The 20247-nt window shown below is 41.3% G+C and carries 5 protein-coding genes; all 5 read right to left on the bottom strand.

Annotated features, from left to right (window positions below):
- Nucleotides 1-2: 2 nt before the first annotated feature.
- The 5 genes from QUB80_RS01920 to QUB80_RS01900 all read right to left on the bottom strand — a co-directional run bounded on the left by QUB80_RS01920 (nucleotide 3) and on the right by QUB80_RS01900 (nucleotide 20232).
- The gene (locus QUB80_RS01920) at nucleotides 3-4625 is read right to left on the bottom strand and encodes a type I polyketide synthase (RefSeq protein WP_289787801.1); all 4623 of its coding nucleotides are present in this window, start codon (nucleotides 4623-4625) and stop codon (nucleotides 3-5) included.
- A complete protein-coding gene (locus tag QUB80_RS01915) occupies nucleotides 4618-9261 on the bottom strand; it encodes a type I polyketide synthase (RefSeq protein WP_289787800.1) in 4644 nt (1547 codons plus the stop codon). Before QUB80_RS01915 ends, QUB80_RS01920 begins: the two co-directional genes overlap by 8 nt.
- A 42-nt stretch (nucleotides 9262-9303) precedes the next feature.
- Nucleotides 9304-10944 carry a pyridoxal-dependent aspartate 1-decarboxylase PanP gene (gene panP, locus QUB80_RS01910; RefSeq protein ID WP_289787799.1) on the bottom strand — a complete coding sequence of 547 codons (1641 nt, stop codon included), beginning with the start codon at nucleotides 10942-10944 and terminating at the stop codon, nucleotides 9304-9306.
- Nucleotides 10945-11113: 169 nt separating this feature from the next.
- Entirely contained in the window at nucleotides 11114-15676 is a 4563-nt protein-coding gene (locus QUB80_RS01905) for a non-ribosomal peptide synthetase (protein ID WP_289787798.1), read from the bottom strand.
- Entirely contained in the window at nucleotides 15673-20232 is a 4560-nt protein-coding gene (locus tag QUB80_RS01900) for a type I polyketide synthase (RefSeq protein ID WP_289787797.1), read from the bottom strand. Before QUB80_RS01900 ends, QUB80_RS01905 begins: the two co-directional genes overlap by 4 nt.
- Nucleotides 20233-20247 lie beyond the last annotated feature (15 nt).

The raw sequence follows: 20247 nt of genomic DNA, 5'->3' as shown, positions 1-20247 counted from the left end.
AATTATGAATTATTTAACAGCACTGCTACTTCTTCTTCTGATAATTCTGCGATTTTCGCTAACATCAGTGCCTCAATCATTTCTGCTTGTTTCGCTGGGATCATTGCTTGTAATAAAAGGTCGCGCAGTGGTAATTCCACAGGAAATTTTACTCGCAATCGAGAAACTAATTGAGTTGCAATCAAGGAGTCTCCTCCTAATTCATAGAAATTATCGTAAATTCCAATTTCTGTAATTCCTAGTACCTCTTGCCATATCTCTGTTATTTGTTGTTCCAACTCATTTGTAGGCGCAACATAAGCATTACTCAAGTTAGGTCGGGAATAGCGTGAAGATGAATCTAAATCATTGAGAGATTTTGAATTTGCGAGGAATTCAGAATTAAATACATGATTATTTCTCGTCTTGATATCTACTGTAGAAATAACAATCTGTGTTCCTGGCTCTAAAGCAAATATGCGTTTAAATACTTCTACAGCTTCTTTGGGAGTAATAGCTAATTCCGATGTTTGTTGCTCATGAGGTAAATTTGTTTCTAATTTATCCCAATTTATGAGATACCACGGCAAAGAATGATTGCAGTTGTGTCGGTTAGTAAAGCTATCTATGAAATTATTAGCTGCTGAATATAAACCTAAGCCAAATCCTCCTAAAATCGCAGATAAGGAAGAAAAGACAATACAAAAATCTAACTTTTGATTTTGTAATACTTGTTCTAATACGGTGATCTGGTGATGCTGGAAGTTAAATAAATTTGCTGATTCTCTTGCTGCAATTTCTGCAATTGAGCAAAATAAATCTTCGCGTTTGATCCCAGTTGCATAAATAACTCCGTTAATTCCACCAACCTTTTCCCATGCAAAGCTTTGATGAATTTGTGTATCATTAGTTGTGTCTACACGAATAACCACAACTTTAGCACCTAACTTCTCCAAGACCAGCAATTGCTCAATTTTGCTACTCACTTCATCTTCTTGACTATGAGTTTCCAGCCATTCCGAAAAATCATCCTTTTCTGGGAAATATGCATCCTCGATAAAGATAAGTTTTGCTTGAAATGTTGTTGCTAAATATTGGGCGATCGCAACTTCAATACCTCCTAAACCCTTAGGAAATAAGTAAACACCTTGTTGCTTCAATAATGTTTTTTCTTCTACTATTGACTCTAAGCAAATTGGCTCAAATATTTGTACCCAACGATAGGAATTACGATAAGCAACAACTAAGTCTGAAGATATAGATGTTAACTCATTCGCTAATTGCTCAATACTATCATGATTTTCTTTCTTGCCCTCTGCGTCCACTGTTCGTGCAGCGTCTTTGATAGGAGAAGTTTGCTCAATGGGAGGAACCCCCGTACGCAACTTCTCTCTGCGATTTGTGAAATCAATATCAATACACCGACAACTAATATGAGGATACTCTTGAGTAATAACCTTACATAACCCTAAAATTGTTGCTTTCTCTGGCTCTAGTTTTTCATAACCATTTACCTGTTGGATATTGTTCGAGATTACCCACAGTTGTAAGTCACCAATTTTTAACTTACCAATACTTTGTGTTAAAAATAACAGACTATTGAATTCTAAGTACTGAAATTCTTCAAAATGGTTAATACTCCAAAAATAAGCAATATTTTGAATTTGTTTACCTGAAAAAATAATTTCTTTCAATAATAAATCATAGTCTGCTTGTACACATAAATTAATTATATAATTACTCGTATCTAGTTGCTTAAACTGCTCTCCCTGCTTAACTTTAATGATATTTTTGCCTTGATTGATCAATTTTTTAGCTAATTGTTCACCAACTCCCAAATTATCAACAAAAAATAGCCAATTTTCTTGCTCAGATGATACATTCGCTAGCAAAGAGCGTTTCCATGAAGGAATATAAAACCAATCAGCAATCTCTTGTTTACTGTCTAATTTTGCTGATTGCTTCTTTAAAGTCTGCGATGGAGATTTAGCATCAATCCAGTACTTGAGACGCTCAAAAGGATAAGAAGGTAAAGGCAAACGATGACGCTGTTGCTCAGCAGCAAAACCAGACCAATCAATATCTACACCAAATAGCCATAACCGCCCTAAAGTCTGCAACAAAAATTCAACATCACTAACTTCATCCTTCACATGAGCTAAAGAACCCAACACCAATTGTTTTGCATCCCTGTGCAAATGCTGCGTAGTCAAACTAGTTAAAGTTCTTCCTGGTCCCACCTCCAAAAACACACCCTCAAACTGCTCAATCAATAGAGAAATTCCCTCTGAAAATCTCACCGTTCGACGCAAATGTTCACCCCAATAATCAGGACTTGTCGCCTGTGCATCTTCCATCCATCCACCAGTCACATTAGAAATCAAATCAATACTTGGTGGATGCAACGAAAATTGCTGCACAAATTCGACAAACTCTCCGACAATTGGCTGCATCATCTGGGAGTGGAAAGCATGAGATGTATGCAACAGGCGACATTCAATCCCTTGAGCCGATAATTGCTTTTCCAAAGCAGTAATTGCGACTTTTGTACCAGCAACCACACAGGAAGATGGACTATTAATCACTGCAATTTCTAAATCTGCATTTAACAGCAACCGCACATCTTGTTCTGGTAGAGGAATGGCCAACATCCTACCTGTGGGTAGTTGTTGCATCAGTTGTCCTCTTTTAGCCACAATCATCAAAGCATCTTCTAAGGAAAACACACCTGCAGTTGTGGCGGCGACATATTCCCCAATACTGTGACCAATCATTGCTTGTGGTTGTATCCCCCAAGTCATGAATAACTGGGCTAAAGCATATTCGATCACAAATAAGGCGCTTTGGGTAAATGCTGTTTGTTGCAGTTGCTGTGATGCTGTTTCAATATCTTCGGTGCTGGGATAAAGTAGGGAACGGATATCCATCCCCAGGTATGGTTGCAAAATTAAAGCGCAATTATCTACTTGTTTTTGGAAGGTGGGTTCTTGTGCGTAAAGTTGCTGCGCCATGTTGACATATTGCGCTCCTTGTCCAGAGAACATGAAGATGACTGGACAGTGCTTTGGCTGACGATGGTGAGTCCACACCCGTTGTGGTTCTTGACTAGTTAAGGCTTTGAGTGCATCTTCAATGTCACGACACACTACCATGCGACGATGCTCAAATGCTCTCCTACCAACTTGCAGAGTATGGGCGACATCAGCCAGGTTCATTTCTGGATTTTGCTGTAAATGAGTGGCTAAATTAATAGTTGCTGTTTCTAGGGCGGTGCTGGTTTTGGCGGACAGCAGTAATAATTGCCAAGTTCGGGAGGAACTCGAAGGTGGAATGACTGGTGCTTGCTCTAAGATGACATGGGCGTTGGTTCCACCGATACCAAAGGAACTGACTCCGGCGCGACGTGGTATTCCGTTGGTTTGCCACTCTGATAATTGGCTGTTGACGTAAAATGGGCTGTTGGCGAAGTCGATTTCGGGGTTTGGTTGTTGGAAGTGTAGGCTGGGCGGGATTTTTTGGTGTTTTAAGGCTAGGACTGTTTTGATTAAGCCTGTGACTCCTGCGGCTGTGTTTAAATGTCCGATGTTTGTCTTTACTGAACCAATTGCACAATATCCTTTTTTCTTGGTACGGGTTCCAAATGCTTTTGTTAAAGCACTAATTTCAATTGGATCGCCCAAAGCTGTACCAGTTCCATGCGCTTCAATATAAGTGATGGTTTCTGGAGTCACACCTGCGATCGCTTGCGCCTCAGCAATCACCTCAGCTTGACCCACAACACTAGGAGCTGTATAACCTACCTTAGCTGCACCATCGTTATTAATGGCTGAACCCTTGATGACTGCATGAATATAGTCACCATCTGCGATCGCATCTTCTAATCTCTTGAGGACAACCAGACCTATTCCATCGCCGAAAACAGTACCTTTGGCTTGAGCATCAAAGGCTCGACAATGTCCGTCAGGCGAAGTTATATCTCCTTCTTGATAAAAATAACCTTGTTTTTGCAGAGATTCTATAGAAATACCGCCCGCTAAAGCCAAATCGCACTCGTAGTTGAGCAATCCTTGGCAAGCTGAGTGAACAGCCACCAATGATGTCGAGCAGGAAGTCTGAATATTGATGCTTGGCCCTTTTAAGTTCAATTTATATGAAACTCTGGTGGCAGCAAAGTCTTGACTATTGCCAAATGCAATTACATCTGTCAATTTGCTTAAGTCAGGGTGAGAACTCAAATTACTCATAAAGTAATTACTCATATTGGTTCCCACATACACACCAGTCAAACCTTTGCTTGCTCCTGGTTCATAACCAGCTTGTTCTAATGCTTCCCAAGCACATTCTAAAAGAATGCGGTGTTGCGGGTCGATGAGTTCAGCTTCCCTAGGCGAAAAGTCAAAGAAAGCAGCGTCAAACATCTGAATATCTGACAAACTAGCACCGGCTTTAACATACTGCGGATCGCTCAACCATCCTGGATCTACACCTGCGGCTTTTAATTCTTCATCACTAAAAAAAGAAATTGATTCTTGTCCCTGGCATAAGTTTTGCCAAAATTCATCAACATTTTTGGCTCCTGGAAAACGACCAACAAGAGCGATTACTGCTATGCCTTTAATAGAATTGTCCATTTCTTGGTTAGACATCTATTTTTCTCCTTTGTTTCATTAATTGTCGTTTTTCTTGCATAGCCGCTTCTTTTCTGCTGGCACGCTCATCAGCTTGTTGAAATATTGGTTCTTCTATTTTCTTACCACTGATATATTCAGCCAAAGTACTGATTGTTGAATATTCAAATAGTTCAGCAATTGATAAATTTTTGCTGAATACTTTGACAATTTTACTCCGAACCTGAATGATTAAGAGCGAATCTCCTCCTAATTCAAAGAAGTTATCATATAAACCAATATTTTTTATTCCTAGAATTTCTTGCCAGATGTGAGCAATTTTTTGCTCAATTTCATTTCTAGGAGCAACATATTTATTCTTTAGCTCAGGTCGAGCATATAATGATATATTTGCAGTTTGACTCTCTTTTTCTTGGAGAGATGCTAGCTGAATCCATTGTTTAATTCTAGCTTGAATGTCTCCCGTAGAAACAACAAGATGATTAAAGTTACTAATATTTAAAATTTCTTGAAAGGCTTTGACTCCTTCCGCTGATTTAATTGCTAACTCATAGGTATCTATAGATGTACTATGTTCGTTAGCTTCACTAACTTGCCAACCATCCCAACTAATACTGCTCCAGTAAATAGGATAATTTTGATTATATTGCTGTACAAAAGCGTCCATAAAAATGTTAGCTGCTGCATAAGCAACATGACCTAATCCTCCTAAAATAGACGATAAAGAAGAGAATAAAACGCAAAAATCTAACTGTTTATTTTGCAAGACTTTTTTCAACACTAAAAGTCCATATACTTTGGGTTGAAATTGCTCCTCACAATTGCTGTGACTGATTTGTGCAATCGCCGCAAAAGACTTTCCTTCAGTAATTCCAGCGGCGTGGATGACTCCGTTAATCTCGCCAAACTGTTGTTCAGCTTGAGCGAGCGCACTTTGCATTTGTTCTATGTTGCTGACATCAGCACCCATCACCAAAACTTCTGCACCTAAGTTTTCGAGTTCTTGAACTTGGCGAATTTTGCGGTTAATGCTATCAGTTTCATCATGAGTAGTTAAACATTTTTCCCACTCGTCTTTTTTAGGTAAAGCTGAACGTCCTATCAACAATAATTTTGCTTGTACAGTTCGAGCCAAGTATCTTGCTAAAACAAATCCAATACCTCCGAGTCCACCTGTAATGACATAAACTCCTTTCTCTCTCAGTCTTGGTTTTGCTATTTGATTTTTATCTAAATGCACTGGCTCAAAAGTTTGCACCCAACGATTCAATCCTCGATAAGCAATTAGCTTTTCAGAATCAGTAACGGTCAATTCTGCTATTAAGTTTTCTACTAATTTTTGTTCTTGCCAACTACCACTATGAGGTAGGATAACATCAATACTACGACAATTTATATTGGCATATTCTTGAGATATAACTTTAACTGGGCCAAGCAAAGTCGATTTCTCTGGACAAAGCACTTCAGTACCTGTAACCGACTGTATGTTATTAGAAATAACTGTGAGTTGTACTTCCTTTACAGTTTCTTGTCTCCCCAAAGCTTGGGCAAGAAATAGCAGGCTATAAAATCCTGTTACTTGGGCTTTTTCCAGCTCTATAATTTCTAATTCCTGCTCAATTATAGGAGTAACATTCCATAAATGAACAACTTTCTGAATAAATTTATTGTTACTAATTAACTGCTGCGTTAATTCATCATAATCATGATGATTTTGCGGATTAATTGTATATTGCTTGTCACTTAATCTGGTAAAGCCCTTACCAATGTTCACCGTAACTATATCTTGGTTTGGGTTTTCTAATTGTTTGACCAATTTGATACCCAAGCCATACTCATCAATAAATACCAAAGTGCAGGATTTTGCAGATACTAATTCTGGAAATTCAGGTTGTATTGGCGGTAAAGCTGGCTTCCAAAAAGGAATATAAAACCAGTCAGCGATATCAGGCTTTTTAGCTAGTGAACTTGAAGTAGTTTGTTCCAGCTTTTTTGGCTCAATCCAGTACTTGAGACGCTCAAAAGGATAAGAAGGTAAAGGCAAACGATGACGCTGTTGCTCAGCAGCAAAACCAGACCAATCAATATCTACACCAAATAGCCATAACCGCCCTAAAGTCTGCAACAAAAATTCAACATCACTAACTTCATCCTTCACATGAGCTAAAGAACCCAACACCAATTGTTTTGCATCCCTGTGCAAATGCTGCGTAGTCAAACTAGTTAAAGTTCTTCCTGGTCCCACCTCCAAAAACACACCCTCAAACTGCTCAATCAATAGAGAAATTCCCTCTGAAAATCTCACCGTTCGACGCAAATGTTCACCCCAATAATCAGGACTTGTCGCCTGTGCATCTTCCATCCATCCACCAGTCACATTAGAAATCAAATCAATACTTGGTGGATGCAACGAAAATTGCTGCACAAATTCGACAAACTCTCCGACAATTGGCTGCATCATCTGGGAGTGGAAAGCATGAGATGTATGCAACAGGCGACATTCAATCCCTTGAGCCGATAATTGCTTTTCCAAAGCAGTAATTGCGACTTTTGTACCAGCAACCACACAGGAAGATGGACTATTAATCACTGCAATTTCTAAATCTGCATTTAACAGCAACCGCACATCTTGTTCTGGTAGAGGAATGGCCAACATCCTACCTGTGGGTAGTTGTTGCATCAGTTGTCCTCTTTTAGCCACAATCATCAAAGCATCTTCTAAGGAAAACACACCTGCAGTTGTGGCGGCGACATATTCCCCAATACTGTGACCAATCATTGCTTGTGGTTGTATCCCCCAAGTCATGAATAACTGGGCTAAAGCATATTCGATCACAAATAAGGCGCTTTGGGTAAATGCTGTTTGTTGCAGTTGCTGTGATGCTGTTTCAATATCTTCGGTGCTGGGATAAAGTAGGGAACGGATATCCATCCCCAGGTATGGTTGCAAAATTAAAGCGCAATTATCTACTTGTTTTTGGAAGGTGGGTTCTTGTGCGTAAAGTTGCTGCGCCATGTTGACATATTGCGCTCCTTGTCCAGAGAACATGAAGATGACTGGACAGTGCTTTGGCTGACGATGGTGAGTCCACACCCGTTGTGGTTCTTGACTAGTTAAGGCTTTGAGTGCATCTTCAATGTCACGACACACTACCATGCGACGATGCTCAAATGCTCTCCTACCAACTTGCAGAGTATGGGCGACATCAGCCAGGTTCATTTCTGGATTTTGCTGTAAATGAGTGGCTAAATTAATAGTTGCTGTTTCTAGGGCGGTGCTGGTTTTGGCGGACAGCAGTAATAATTGCCAAGTTCGGGAGGAACTCGAAGGTGGAATGACTGGTGCTTGCTCTAAGATGACATGGGCGTTGGTTCCACCGATACCAAAGGAACTGACTCCGGCGCGACGTGGTATTCCGTTGGTTTGCCACTCTGATAATTGGCTGTTGACGTAAAATGGGCTGTTGGCGAAGTCGATTTCGGGGTTTGGTTGTTGGAAGTGTAGGCTGGGCGGGATTTTTTGGTGTTTTAAGGCTAGGACTGTTTTGATTAAGCCTGTGACTCCTGCGGCTGTGTTTAAATGTCCGATGTTTGTCTTTACTGAACCAATTGCACAATATCCTTTTTTCTTGGTACTAGCACTAAAAGCTTGTGTAAGAGCCTTGATTTCAATGGGATCTCCTAAAATAGTGCCTGTACCATGTGCTTCTACATAAGTAATCGTCTCAGGGTCAACACCAGCTAAGGCTAAAGCTTCTAAAATTACTTCTCTTTGACCTTCCACACTAGGAGCAGTATAGCCAACCTTTAAACAACCATCGTTATTAATGGCTGAACCTTTAATGACAGCATGAATGCAATCACCATCTGCGATCGCATCTTCCAACCTTTTTAAGACTACTACACCTAAACCGTTGCCACCATTAGTTCCTTGAGCTTGAGCATCAAAGGCTCGACAATGACCATCAGGAGAATGAATTCCTCCTGGTTGATAAAGATAGCCAGTTGTTTGCGGTACTCCAATAGAAACACCGCCTGCTAAAGCAATATCACTTTCACCATTCATCAAACTTTGGCAAGCGAGATGAACAGCAACTAAAGATGTAGAGCAGGCGGTTTGAACATTAATACTTGGCCCTTTTAAATTTAATTTATAAGAAATTTGTGTTGCTAAAAAATCTTTATCATTGCCAATAGTAATACTATCTTCTGATTCCATCAAATCCCGATGCGTATATAAATTAGCAAGCAAATACGTACTTAAGGCAACACCTGCAAACAGACCAATTGCGCCACTATAATTTTCGGAATTATAACCAGCATTTTCCAGCGCTGACCAAACACACTCCATAAACAGGCGGTGTTGTGGATCTGTCAACTCAGCTTCTCTGGGAGAAAAACCAAAAAATTTAGCATCAAATAAATCTATATCATCTAATATACCGCTGGCTTTGACATAATTAGGGTCATTAATCACAGCGGGATTGACACCAGCAGAAACTACTTCTTTATCAGTGAAAAAGGATATTGATTCTACACCATTACACAGATTTTGCCAAAAAATATCGATGTTTTTGGCTCCAGGGAACCGCCCTGACATCCCGATTATCGCTATTTCATCATTAAAAGTTAGAGAATTATTGAAGTTATCCATTTCTATCAGTTGAATTATTTAAACAGCGACTTCTAGAAAATTTCAAATTGTGATTTTGGCGGCGATTTGGATTTGGTCGTGTAAAACTGCCAGAATATCGGCTTCGGTAGTTAAAGGATTCGCCAGCACAGCCCGCATGGCGACTACAGGAAATTCATTACCCGAATTCAGATTTTTTTTGATGGTTCTGGAAATAAAACTATTGCCAATTTGTCGTTGAGTCTTCTGCAAAGATTCATTGAATTTATTAATAATTTGATTGTCAATTTTAGTTATCTGTTTTTTCGCTACCACTTCTCTTAAATGCTCTGGAATATAGCGATAAAGTAGCAGATTCGTATCTGGTTCCGCTAACAATTCAAATTCCGGCATCGCGTCAATACAAGCAGCCATGTATTGAGTTTTGCGGATTCCTTCATTAATTAAAAACTCATATCCTTTCAGCCCAATTAGCTTTAAACCGGCGTGTAACAATAAAGCCATGCCTGGGCGAGAACCTTCTAAAGCTCGTTTTCCTAAATCAAATGACCCTTTACGCATGGTATAACTGGCTTGCTTTTCGATCGCAGAAGCTAAATAAGGATCGCGGAAAAAGACCATACCAATGCCCATTGGCAGATACAGTTGTTTATGTCCATCAATGGTGACTGAATCTGCTTTTTCTATCCCAGCCAGCTTATAGCGATATTTTTCCGAAAAAATTAGCGGCCCACTCCAAGCAGCATCTACATGAAAATGAGTATTGGCTGCTTGGGCAATTTCTGCAATCTCTTCTAAAGCATCAACTCCACCAGAATCTGTAGTACCAGCAACCCCGACAATGGCGATAATCAGTAAGTTTTGCTGACGACATTCCGTAACAGTTTGGCGCAGTAATTGTAAGTTAACGCGATTATGACAGTCAGTCGGGATTCTGATCAAACTATGGATACCGAGACCCATCAAATCCGCAGCTTTATCAAAGGAGTAGTGCATTAAGTCAGAGCCAATAATAACTGCTCCTGTGTAACCATAAACATCTAAAGCAGCTGCTAAACCTTCTTGTTCGACACCCAGAAACCCATCTTTTGGCCCTAATGCAGCATTCCGCGCACACCAAAGTGCTGTGATATTTGCCACTGTACCGCCAGAAACTAAAATGCCCAGTGTACTGAGGTTATTTTGAATGTGTTGATCGTAGAAACCGTCCGAGAAACTATAAATTTGCCGATGCAACATCGCCAAAGCCTCACGTTCACAAAAACTCAGGGCTTTAGCTGTCTCTATTTTGACGGCGTTTTGGTTCATGGCCGTCATGAGTTTAGCTAAAGGGCGGACAAAACTAGGCAGTGCGGAGGTCATGTGACCGATAAATCGCGGTGAAGATGTATGGATAGAATGAGCAACTACATTGTTACTGATGTATTGGAGATAGCTTTCAACGTTAGTCGGGTGAATGGGAATTTGACTATCAGAAAACTTTTCTAATAGAAAATCTAAATCAATGTTGCTATTCGAGTCTATAGTACTTAAAAAAACTTGAGAAATATTTTCAGTTATCGCGTCTATTTGTTGCTCAAGGGAGTTGACCTGATTGAATGAAGTGAACATTTGCATGATTTGTCCGGCGACATCATCATGTAATGCTGGTTCTGATTCAAAAAGGGAATTTTTGTTGAGTATTTCTTGGCTGCTGGAGGTCATAAAGAAGTATGAAGTGTGAAATGAAGAAACTTGTATAGTAAGCTGGAGCGCGATTGAGAATGGGTACCTTATTTAGTAGTTTGACTCAGCGAGAAGTTGCGTGCGTATTTTCCCCCCGTTGAGCAAACTTCGGTGACTCAGCACTTTCCAAGCGATCGCCTGAATTCAGCTAAATATCTTTTTGCTTGGTGGCGGCTCGATGTTCTTTCCTGACTTGTTTGCGCCGCTGTACCGAAGCTGTTCTATTTTCCGATGGCTGAGAATGTGGGACAACAGATGTTTCTGCTTGAGGTTCCTGAGTAAAATATTTCGCCAAATGACTGATAGTCGGATATTCAAACATATCAACGATGGTGAAATCTCGCTGAAATACTTTTTGCAACTTGCTATGCACTTGAATTAAAAGCAAGGAATGACCACCCAGTTCAAAGAAATTGTCATGGATTCCGACTTCGCCAACATTCAGTATTTCTTGCCAAATACTAGCAATAGTTTTTTCTACTTCGGTTTGAGGTGGTTGATAAGCTGCTTGTAATTCAGGTCTTTTCGTTCCCGGTGCAGGCAAGGCTTGGCGATCGACTTTACCATTAGGTGTCAGAGGGAGTCCATCTAGAATCACAAATGCTGACGGCATCATGTACTGCGGTAGCTTGGCTTCTAAATGCTGCCGTAATAATGACACAATCTGAGTATTCGACATCTGCTGTAGTGGAGTATTAGCAAAATTACGCCAATTCTGAGAGCTAATTGTTGTTTTACTCCCAGGAGGAGCCACCACTAAGGGCGGCATTTGTGATGCTATGGTGCGCTTTTTAAATACTACTTGGTATTGACCATCGACATTATCAGCTGACCAGCTAATATCGACAATATAAGGTAATTCTGCACTCAAAGCCCATAGTGCTTCAGGATCTACCCCAGTTGTAACTATTGTCTGGAGTGCTTGACGTAGCTCTCCCACATTTGTGATATCTCCAGGGTTTTGGAGCAATTCTACAGCTTTGACATCTGTTAAAACACGAGCATTAGGTACGTTCGCAATTCCTAAAATATCCGGCTCAGTCTCGATGAGTAATTGGCGGACAGATGGTAGCGTCAACTGAGCTTGTTGCCAATCTAACCATGAAATATCGACTGTAGGAATTGCTTCTCCAACGTGAATAATTACATCGTAGCGAAATTTAGTTAACTCATTATGAAATTGACCACGTTCCAGATGAATTTCTACATGACTAATCTGAGGTAGATGTTGTTTTAAGGCGATGAAAAAGCCGGGATCAATAACTAACTGTTTCTCGGCAAATATTTGCTTCTGCACCTGTTGCTGTAAATTGGCTACAGCAAGAGAGGCTGGTGCTTTATATAGTTGCACAGAGGTGTGAAAAGCCTCTAGTAAGCTGAAATTGCGAACATCTCCTAAAAATATACAGCCTCCAGGCTCGACTACATTGACAGCACCTGCCAAGACTTTGAATAAATACTCAACACTGGGAAAATATTGGGCTACGGAAACGATGAATACAGCATCAAAAGTATCTGGACTCATCCCAGTGAAATCATCTGCGGCTTTTTGAATGAAACTGACTCCTGACAAATCTTGCCCTAACTGATTTAGTTGTTGCTGGAGAATATTCAGCGCGTTTTGTGAAATGTCAGTTGCACAGTATTGTGTACAATCAGGCGCAAAGCGTAAAAGCATCAGACCGCTACCACCGCAACCAATTTCTAGGATTTTGCTTGGTTTGAGACTAGAAATCCGTTCAACTGTTTGATTCATCCACTCGCGGACTTCTGCATCAGGCAGATGTAAGCCTGTATAGCTACTTTCCCAGCCTTTGATATAAAAACCCGACTGTTGGTTAGAATCTAACTCGTTGTAAAGGTTATCAAAAACTGCTTGCCACTGTGACGCTTGTTGATTGTTCAAATCAAATGTTGATGATTGATCTGTGACCACATCAGATGTATTGGCGACTACATAAGCTACTAACTGCTCGGAGTCTGACAGATCTTTGCGGGAAATCACGATCGCTTCTCGTACTAATGGATGTTCGTTGATCGCCGCTTCGATTTCCCCAAGCTCAATGCGGAAGCCGCGAATTTTGACTTGGTTATCAATCCGACCATTGAATTCTAGTTGACCATCGCTACGGTAGCGTACTCGATCACCTGTTTTGTAAAGTCGAGAATCTGGTAGATTGCTAAAAGGATTAGGGATAAACTTCTGCTGTGTGAGTTCTGGTTGGTGCAGATAGCCTCTAGCTACACCTACACCGCCAATGTATAATTCGCCCCAAGCGCCGATGGGAACTGGTTGTAAATCAGGATCTAATACATAGGTTTTCACGTTAGCGATCGCTCTACCAATCGGTACTTCTCCTGTGATATTTGCCAAATCGCAAACTGTCGCCACTACTGTAGTTTCTGTAGGTCCGTAGCTATTAATTAAGCGTATGCGTGAATCTACTTGTTGTTGCCAAGTGTTAACCTTGTCTGGCAAGGCTTTTTCACCGCCAATAATCACTAGTCGTAGTGATTCTGGTAACTTGAATGCTGATGTTGTCAGTTCGGCAGTGAGTTGATGCCAAAAAGCTGTAGGTAAATCTAAAACTGATATAGAATGCTGTTGGCATTTTTCCCAGAAAGTTGCTGTGGAAACCAGCATATTATCGGTTCGTAAGACCAAAGTTGCACCGCAGAGCAAACAAGGAAAGATTTCTTCACAAGCGGTATCAAAGCTAATCGAAGCAAATTGTAAGATTCGGTCTTGGGGTTGTATTTTGTATTCGGCGATCGCGGCTTGGACAAAGTTGACTAAAGACTGATGTTGAATAGCGACACCTTTAGGTGTACCAGTCGAGCCTGATGTATAAATTACATAGGCAAGATTTGTTGGGGTGGCGAGATTTACAGGATGCTCTGAAGTTGCTGATTGCTGATCAATATCTTCTAAGCAGATAACTTTTGCTGTATGCGCTGGTAGCTTGGCTAGTAAATGTTCTTGAGTAATTAATACCGTTATTTGAGCATCATTTAGTACCATTGCCAATCGCTGTTGGGGATAGGTTGGATCAATGGGTACGTAGGCTCCACCAGCTTTGAGGATAGCTAATAACCCAATGATCATTTCAATTGAGCGCTGGGTGCAAAGTCCCACTAAAACTTCTGGTTGCACACCTAAAGAACGCAACTGATATGCTAATTGGTTAGCTTTGGTGTTGAGTTCTTGATAAGTTAGTAGTTGATTTTCAAAAACGATAGCAACAGCATCAGGTGTTTTTTGTACCTGAGCTAAAAACAATTCATGGATACATTGATCGTGAGCATACTCAGCGTTTGTATTATTCCATTTTTGCAGTATTTGATTGTCTTGAGCAGTCAGCATTGGTAATTCCCGCAATCTGCTTTCGGGATGAGCCACAAAACCTGCTAATAAAGTTTCTAAATGCCCTAACATCCGGGACATAGCATCATCATCAAAGCGCCGAATATCGTAGGAAATAGACAAATTAAATGAATCTGATTTCGGCACTACCCCGACTGTGAGAGGATAGTTTGTCCAATCAAAAAATGACTTTGATTCGCCTAATAATTCCGACTGAACAACTCCGATATTCTCCGCCAACGCCCCTTGATTGTAATCTACTAATTCATTATCAAAAACTAAAATACTATCAAATAGTTGTAAACCACGGGGTATTTCACTCCATTGTTGAATTTTCAGCAACGGGCTATATTCATACTCCCGCATCTCTACCTCTTGGGCTTGTAGATTTTTCAACCAAGATGTGAGAGTGGCATCACTATCGACTTGGACTCTTAAGGGCAATGTATTGATAAACAATCCCACCATAGATTCTGCATCTGCTAGGGCTGTTGGTCGCCCGGAAGATGTCGAACCAAAAACTATATCTGATTTTTGACTATAACGACTTAAAAGTAAAGCCCAAGCGCCTTTAATGACAATATTTAATGTTAGCTGATATTTGCGGGCTAAGGATTTAAGGGCAATTGTCATATTCGCCGAAAGCAACACTTCTTGGCGGTGATAATCTTCTGGCTGCTCAGAAAAATGAGGCGAAATTTTACCGATATTAATGGGGGTTGGTAATGTAAAACCTTGGAGTTTTTGCCGCCAAAAAGCCTCTGCTTGATTTAAGTCTTGTTGCTGGAGCCAAGCAATATATTCTCGGTAGGGACGGGGGCGTTCTAAATATAAATCTTGCCCTTGACAAAAAGCATAATAAAACTCATAAACTTCCTGCCATAACCAGTTTACAGACCAACCTTCCATTAAGATGTGATGAAAGCTGAAAATAAATTCATAGGTGTCATCAGCCACTTGAATTAATGTCAGGCGAATTAATGGCGCCTGCGACATTTCAAAGCCGCGATCACCATCGGTTTTTAAGAAAGCTTTGAGTTGCTTTTGTTGCTCAGAAAAAGATAATTTTCGCCAATCTTGAAATTCCCAAGGCAATTCTACTTGCTTATAAACAACTTGATAAGGTTTATCAAGATTATCCCAATAAAAAGCAGTCCGTAAAATCGGATGGCGATCAACAACGCGCTGCCAAGCTTTTTGGAAAGCAACAATATTCAGTTGAGTTTTTAAAGCGAAGCAATTCTGCTCAAAATATACCACCGAAGTGGGTGCAGCTAACTTGTGAAACAGCATACCCTGCTGCATTGGTGAGAGTTCATAAATATCTTCAATATTATTTTGTTTCATAAAGAACTCCTATTACCTAATTGCCCAATTTGAGCGAGTAAATTGTTTAAATTCTCTTGATTAATGTTAGCTGCGGCAAAGTCTGAAGGGGTGTATTCTACTGTGGTTCGGGACTGAGAATCAGCAATCAAAGACTGGAGTGCTGTGACACAATTATTTGCTAATTTTTCTATGGTTTGACGTTGATGGAGATTTTGACTGTAGTACCAATCGAGTTGCAATTCACCTTCTACAACTGACACAATTAGATGTAACTTATGCGGACGAGTTGCTTGCAAACTGGTGGCTGCTTCTGGGGAATCTGCACTCAATTGAAACAAAGAATCTTGCGGTAAACTTTTAGTCAACTGACCGACATAAAGGAACGCTACTTCTGCTTGGGGAAGCGATCGCATTTTCTCTTGCAACACTGGATCAGGATGGAGATAACGTAGCACTCCATAATCAATACCCTGACCAGAAATGCTCCGTATTTGCTCCTTGACAACTTTTAAAGCATCACCAGGATTGTCAGCTGTTTCTAAATCTAAAAGTATGGGATAGGTAGTAGTAATCCAGCCTACAGTCCTGGATATATCAACATTATCTATACCACTAGTACTGACTTCCCGCCCATTTTCTTCCAAATCAACTAATACTAATTTTTCTCCTGTCCATTGGGCAGAAGCCTGAGCAAAAGCAGTGAGGAGAATTTCTTGAGTATTAGTGCGATAGGTTGCGGGAACTTCTTGCAGCAGAGCTTGAGTATCTTGAGCATTCAGTGTGACTGATACAATTTGCTCTGATGCCACATTATTGATGCTACCAGAATAATCTATGGGCAGTGGAGAAACTTGCTGATAGCGATCACTCAACCAATAATTTTGCGCTTTTTGTAAATTGGCTGAACGTGCATATTCTTCTAGGCGCAACGCCCATTGTTTGTAAGAAGTTGTCTTTGGTGGTAGTTCAACTGCTTTACCCTGATAAATTTGCTGGTAAGCTGTTTGTAAATCCTCTATCAAAACTCGCCAAGAACCGGGATCTGTGCCTAAGTGGTGGACAACGATTAGCAAGCGACTGGATTTATTTGCACCCAAGTTAAACAGCCCCACCCGGATAATCGGCCCCGCTGATAGGTCAAGACTAGCTTGTAGTTGCGCCGTATTTGTCTTAATTGCCCGTTCTTGATCTGCTGCTGACAATGCCGATAAATCTATCTGGGTAAATGATATTTCTTCATGTCCAGCATTCACTGCTTGCCAACCAGATTCCGAGGGAGTGAACCGCAGACGTAGGGCATCATGATGTAATAGTAATTGCTGCCAGGCTTGTTTCAATACACCTGGATTGATCGCTGCTGGGGCTTCTAAAAAAATTGATTGATTCCAGTGGTGCGGTTGTGAGATGTCCCGTTCAAAGAATTTATGCTGAATCGGTGTTAGTGGTAGGGAACCAGTGACTAAACCTTGTTCAGCTTGGACGACTTGAGTAGTGCTGACCACCTCTATTAATTTGGCAATTGTCTGATGTTCAAACAATTGCTGCGGCGTTAACCGAAAACCTGCCTTAGCAGCTCTAGCACTAACTTGAATACCCAGTACAGAGTCGCCACCCAACTCAAAAAAGCTATCGTCAATACCTATTTGCCCAATTCCCAGGAGTTCTTGCCAAATGTTAGCAATGGTTTGCTCTACTTCAGTTCTAGGCGCTACATAATCATTATCTAAATTTGGTCTGAGATAGACGGTAGTGGCAGTGGTTTTTTGTGTAGTTTGAGTATATTGACTCAATTCGTCTAGTGTGTTGGATGTCTCCCCAGGGGCGCAAAGCAAAACCAAATTAGCTCCCGGATGGGCATCAACCCAGTAACGCTGACGTTCAAAAGGATATGTTGGTAAAGGAATTCGTTGCCGTGGTTCATGGGCATAAAAACTAGACCAATCTGCCGCTACCCCAGCTTGCCACAGGCGACCCAATGTATGTAATAAACAGGCGACATCTGACTGCTGCTCGTAGGAATGGCGCAAACTAGGGAGCATTAAGGATTGATTTCGCTTGTCGGTGGTAAGACATTGGGATGCAAAACTAATTAATGCTTGACCAGGGCCGACTTCTAACAAAATCGGATTGTCTGTTTGTGATAATTGTTGGACTCCATCTGCAAAGCGCACTGTTTGGCAAAGGTGCTGCACCCAGTAGGTGGGATCTGTGGCTTGTTCGGCAGTAATCCAAGTGCCGGTGACGTTAGAAATATAAGGAATTTTGGGCGGTTTTAGGCTGAATGTGTTAACTAAATTCGCAAAAGTTGGTGCGATCGCTTCCATCATCACCGAATGAAAAGCATGGGAAGTCTGTAACCGCTTACCAACTAAACCGCGATCGCTCAATTTTTGTTCTAATTCTGCAACGGCATCGGGGAAACCTGCAATCACACATAATGATCCGCCATTAATCGCCGACAGGGAAATATTCTCATGCAACAAAGGCTGTATTTCTGCCTCGGAAAGCGGCACAGCCAACATTCCCCCCCCTGGCAATTCGTCAATCATCTGCGCCCTTCTAGCTACCAAGGTTAAAGCATCTGTCAAAGACAAAACCCCGGCTAGAGTGGTGGCGACATATTCACCAATGCTGTAACCAATCATCGCCGTCGGGCGAATTCCCCAGGATATCCACAACTGAGCCAACGCATATTCAATCACAAACATGGCTGGTTGCGTCAAAACAGTCTGGTTGAGTTTTTGCGTGGCGACATCGGTTGATGGCTCTCCCCGACCGAGCATTTTCCGCAAATCTAGACTTTTTTGCGTTTGCTGGTTGCCATTGTGATTATTTATGTTGGGATATAAAACATCTCGCAAATCTAAACCCAGCAGGGGCTTCAGGAGTTCACAACATTCATCCACACAGCTACGAAATGTTGACTCAGTTTGGTAAAGTTCCAAAGCCATATCAACATAGTGAGTTCCCAGCCCAGAAAACATAAAAGCAACTGGACGTGGCTGAGTTTTTTGGGCGACTGGTTGGGAATTTTGCAGTACTTTGAGTGCATCGGGAATATCTCGACACACCACAGCACGCCGATAGTCGAAAGTTCTGCGTCCAACCTGTAATGTGTAAGCGACATCAGCTAGGTTTAAATCAGAATGTGCTTGCAAATAATCAGCTAGATTTGTTGTAGCCGTTTCTAGTGCTGATGCTGTTTTGGCAGACAGAAGCAACAATTGATACTTTCTCTCCTGCTCCCTGTCCCGTTCCCATACTGGCGCTTCTTCCAGAATGACATGAGCGTTAGTTCCCCCCAACCCAAAGGAGCTGACTCCTGCACGCCGGGGAATATTATTGGTTTGCCATTCTGCCAGTTTGGTATTGACGTAAAAAGGGCTATTAGCAAAGTCAATTTCAGGATTAGGGGCAGAATAATGTAAGCTTGGGGGTATTTGTTTGTGCTTCAGGGCGAGGACAGTTTTGATTAACCCCGCCACACCGGCCGCAGTGTCCAAATGTCCAATGTTGGTTTTGACGGAACCAATAGCACAGAATCCTGTCTTTTGGGTGCTGGCGCGGAAAGCTTGTGTCAGGGCGGCAATTTCAATGGGATCTCCTAAAGCGGTGGCTGTACCGTGAGTTTCAATGTAGGTGATAGTTTCTGGTTCGACTTCAGCGACGATTTGGGCGGTTCTAATCACCTTGGCTTGGGTATCGATGCGGGGTGCTGTGTAGCTGACTTTGAACGCCCCGTCATTATTAATCGCTGAACCTTTGATGATGGCATAAATTGTATCGTGATCGCGCAACGCATCTTCTAATCGCTTTAACACCACAATCCCCACACCCTCACCACCTACAGATCCTTGAGCATGGGCATCAAAAGCACGGCAATGTCCGTCAGGAGACATTATCCCCCCTTCTGTATATAAGTATCCTGCTTTTCTGTCAGCATTGATGGCGACACCACCAGCCAAAGCCATATCACATTCACCATTGAGTAAGCTTTGACAAGCCAAGTGAACAGCCACCAACGAAGTTGAGCAAGCTGTTTGGACTGCGTAACTTGGCCCTTCTAAGTTGAGTTTGTAAGAAACACGAGTGGTTAAAAAATCTTTATTCCCAGCCAGCATGAGTTGCTGCGGATCAACAGAACCAATAATATTTTGATTTAAATAAATATTTAGTAAGTAGGTGTTCATCCCAGAACCAGCATAAACACCGATTGCACCTTGATAATTTTGGGAATCATATCCGGCATTTTCTAGGGCTGACCAAGCACATTCTAGAAAAACTCGGTGTTGTGGGTCGGTAATTGTGGCTTCTCTGGGATTAAAGCCAAAAAATTCAGCATCAAAATATTCTGCGTCTGCTAATACCGCCTGGGCTTTTACATAATTAGGATCATTTAATAAAGATGAATTTATCCCGGCTGCTAAGAGTTCTTCATCAGTAAAAAACGCAATTGTTTCCCTGCCCTGCTGAAGATTTTGCCAAAATTCATCAATATCTTTAGCTCCTGGAAATCGCCCTGATAAGCCAATAATCGCTATTTCTGAACCATTTAATGATGTACTAATACTCATGATTTTAAATAAAAT

The sequence above is a fragment of the Chlorogloeopsis sp. ULAP01 genome (assembly GCF_030381805.1).
GTDB lineage: Bacteria > Cyanobacteriota > Cyanobacteriia > Cyanobacteriales > Nostocaceae > Chlorogloeopsis.
Note: the sequence above shows the minus strand (reverse complement) of the source record. Positions and strands in the feature narration are given on the sequence as shown.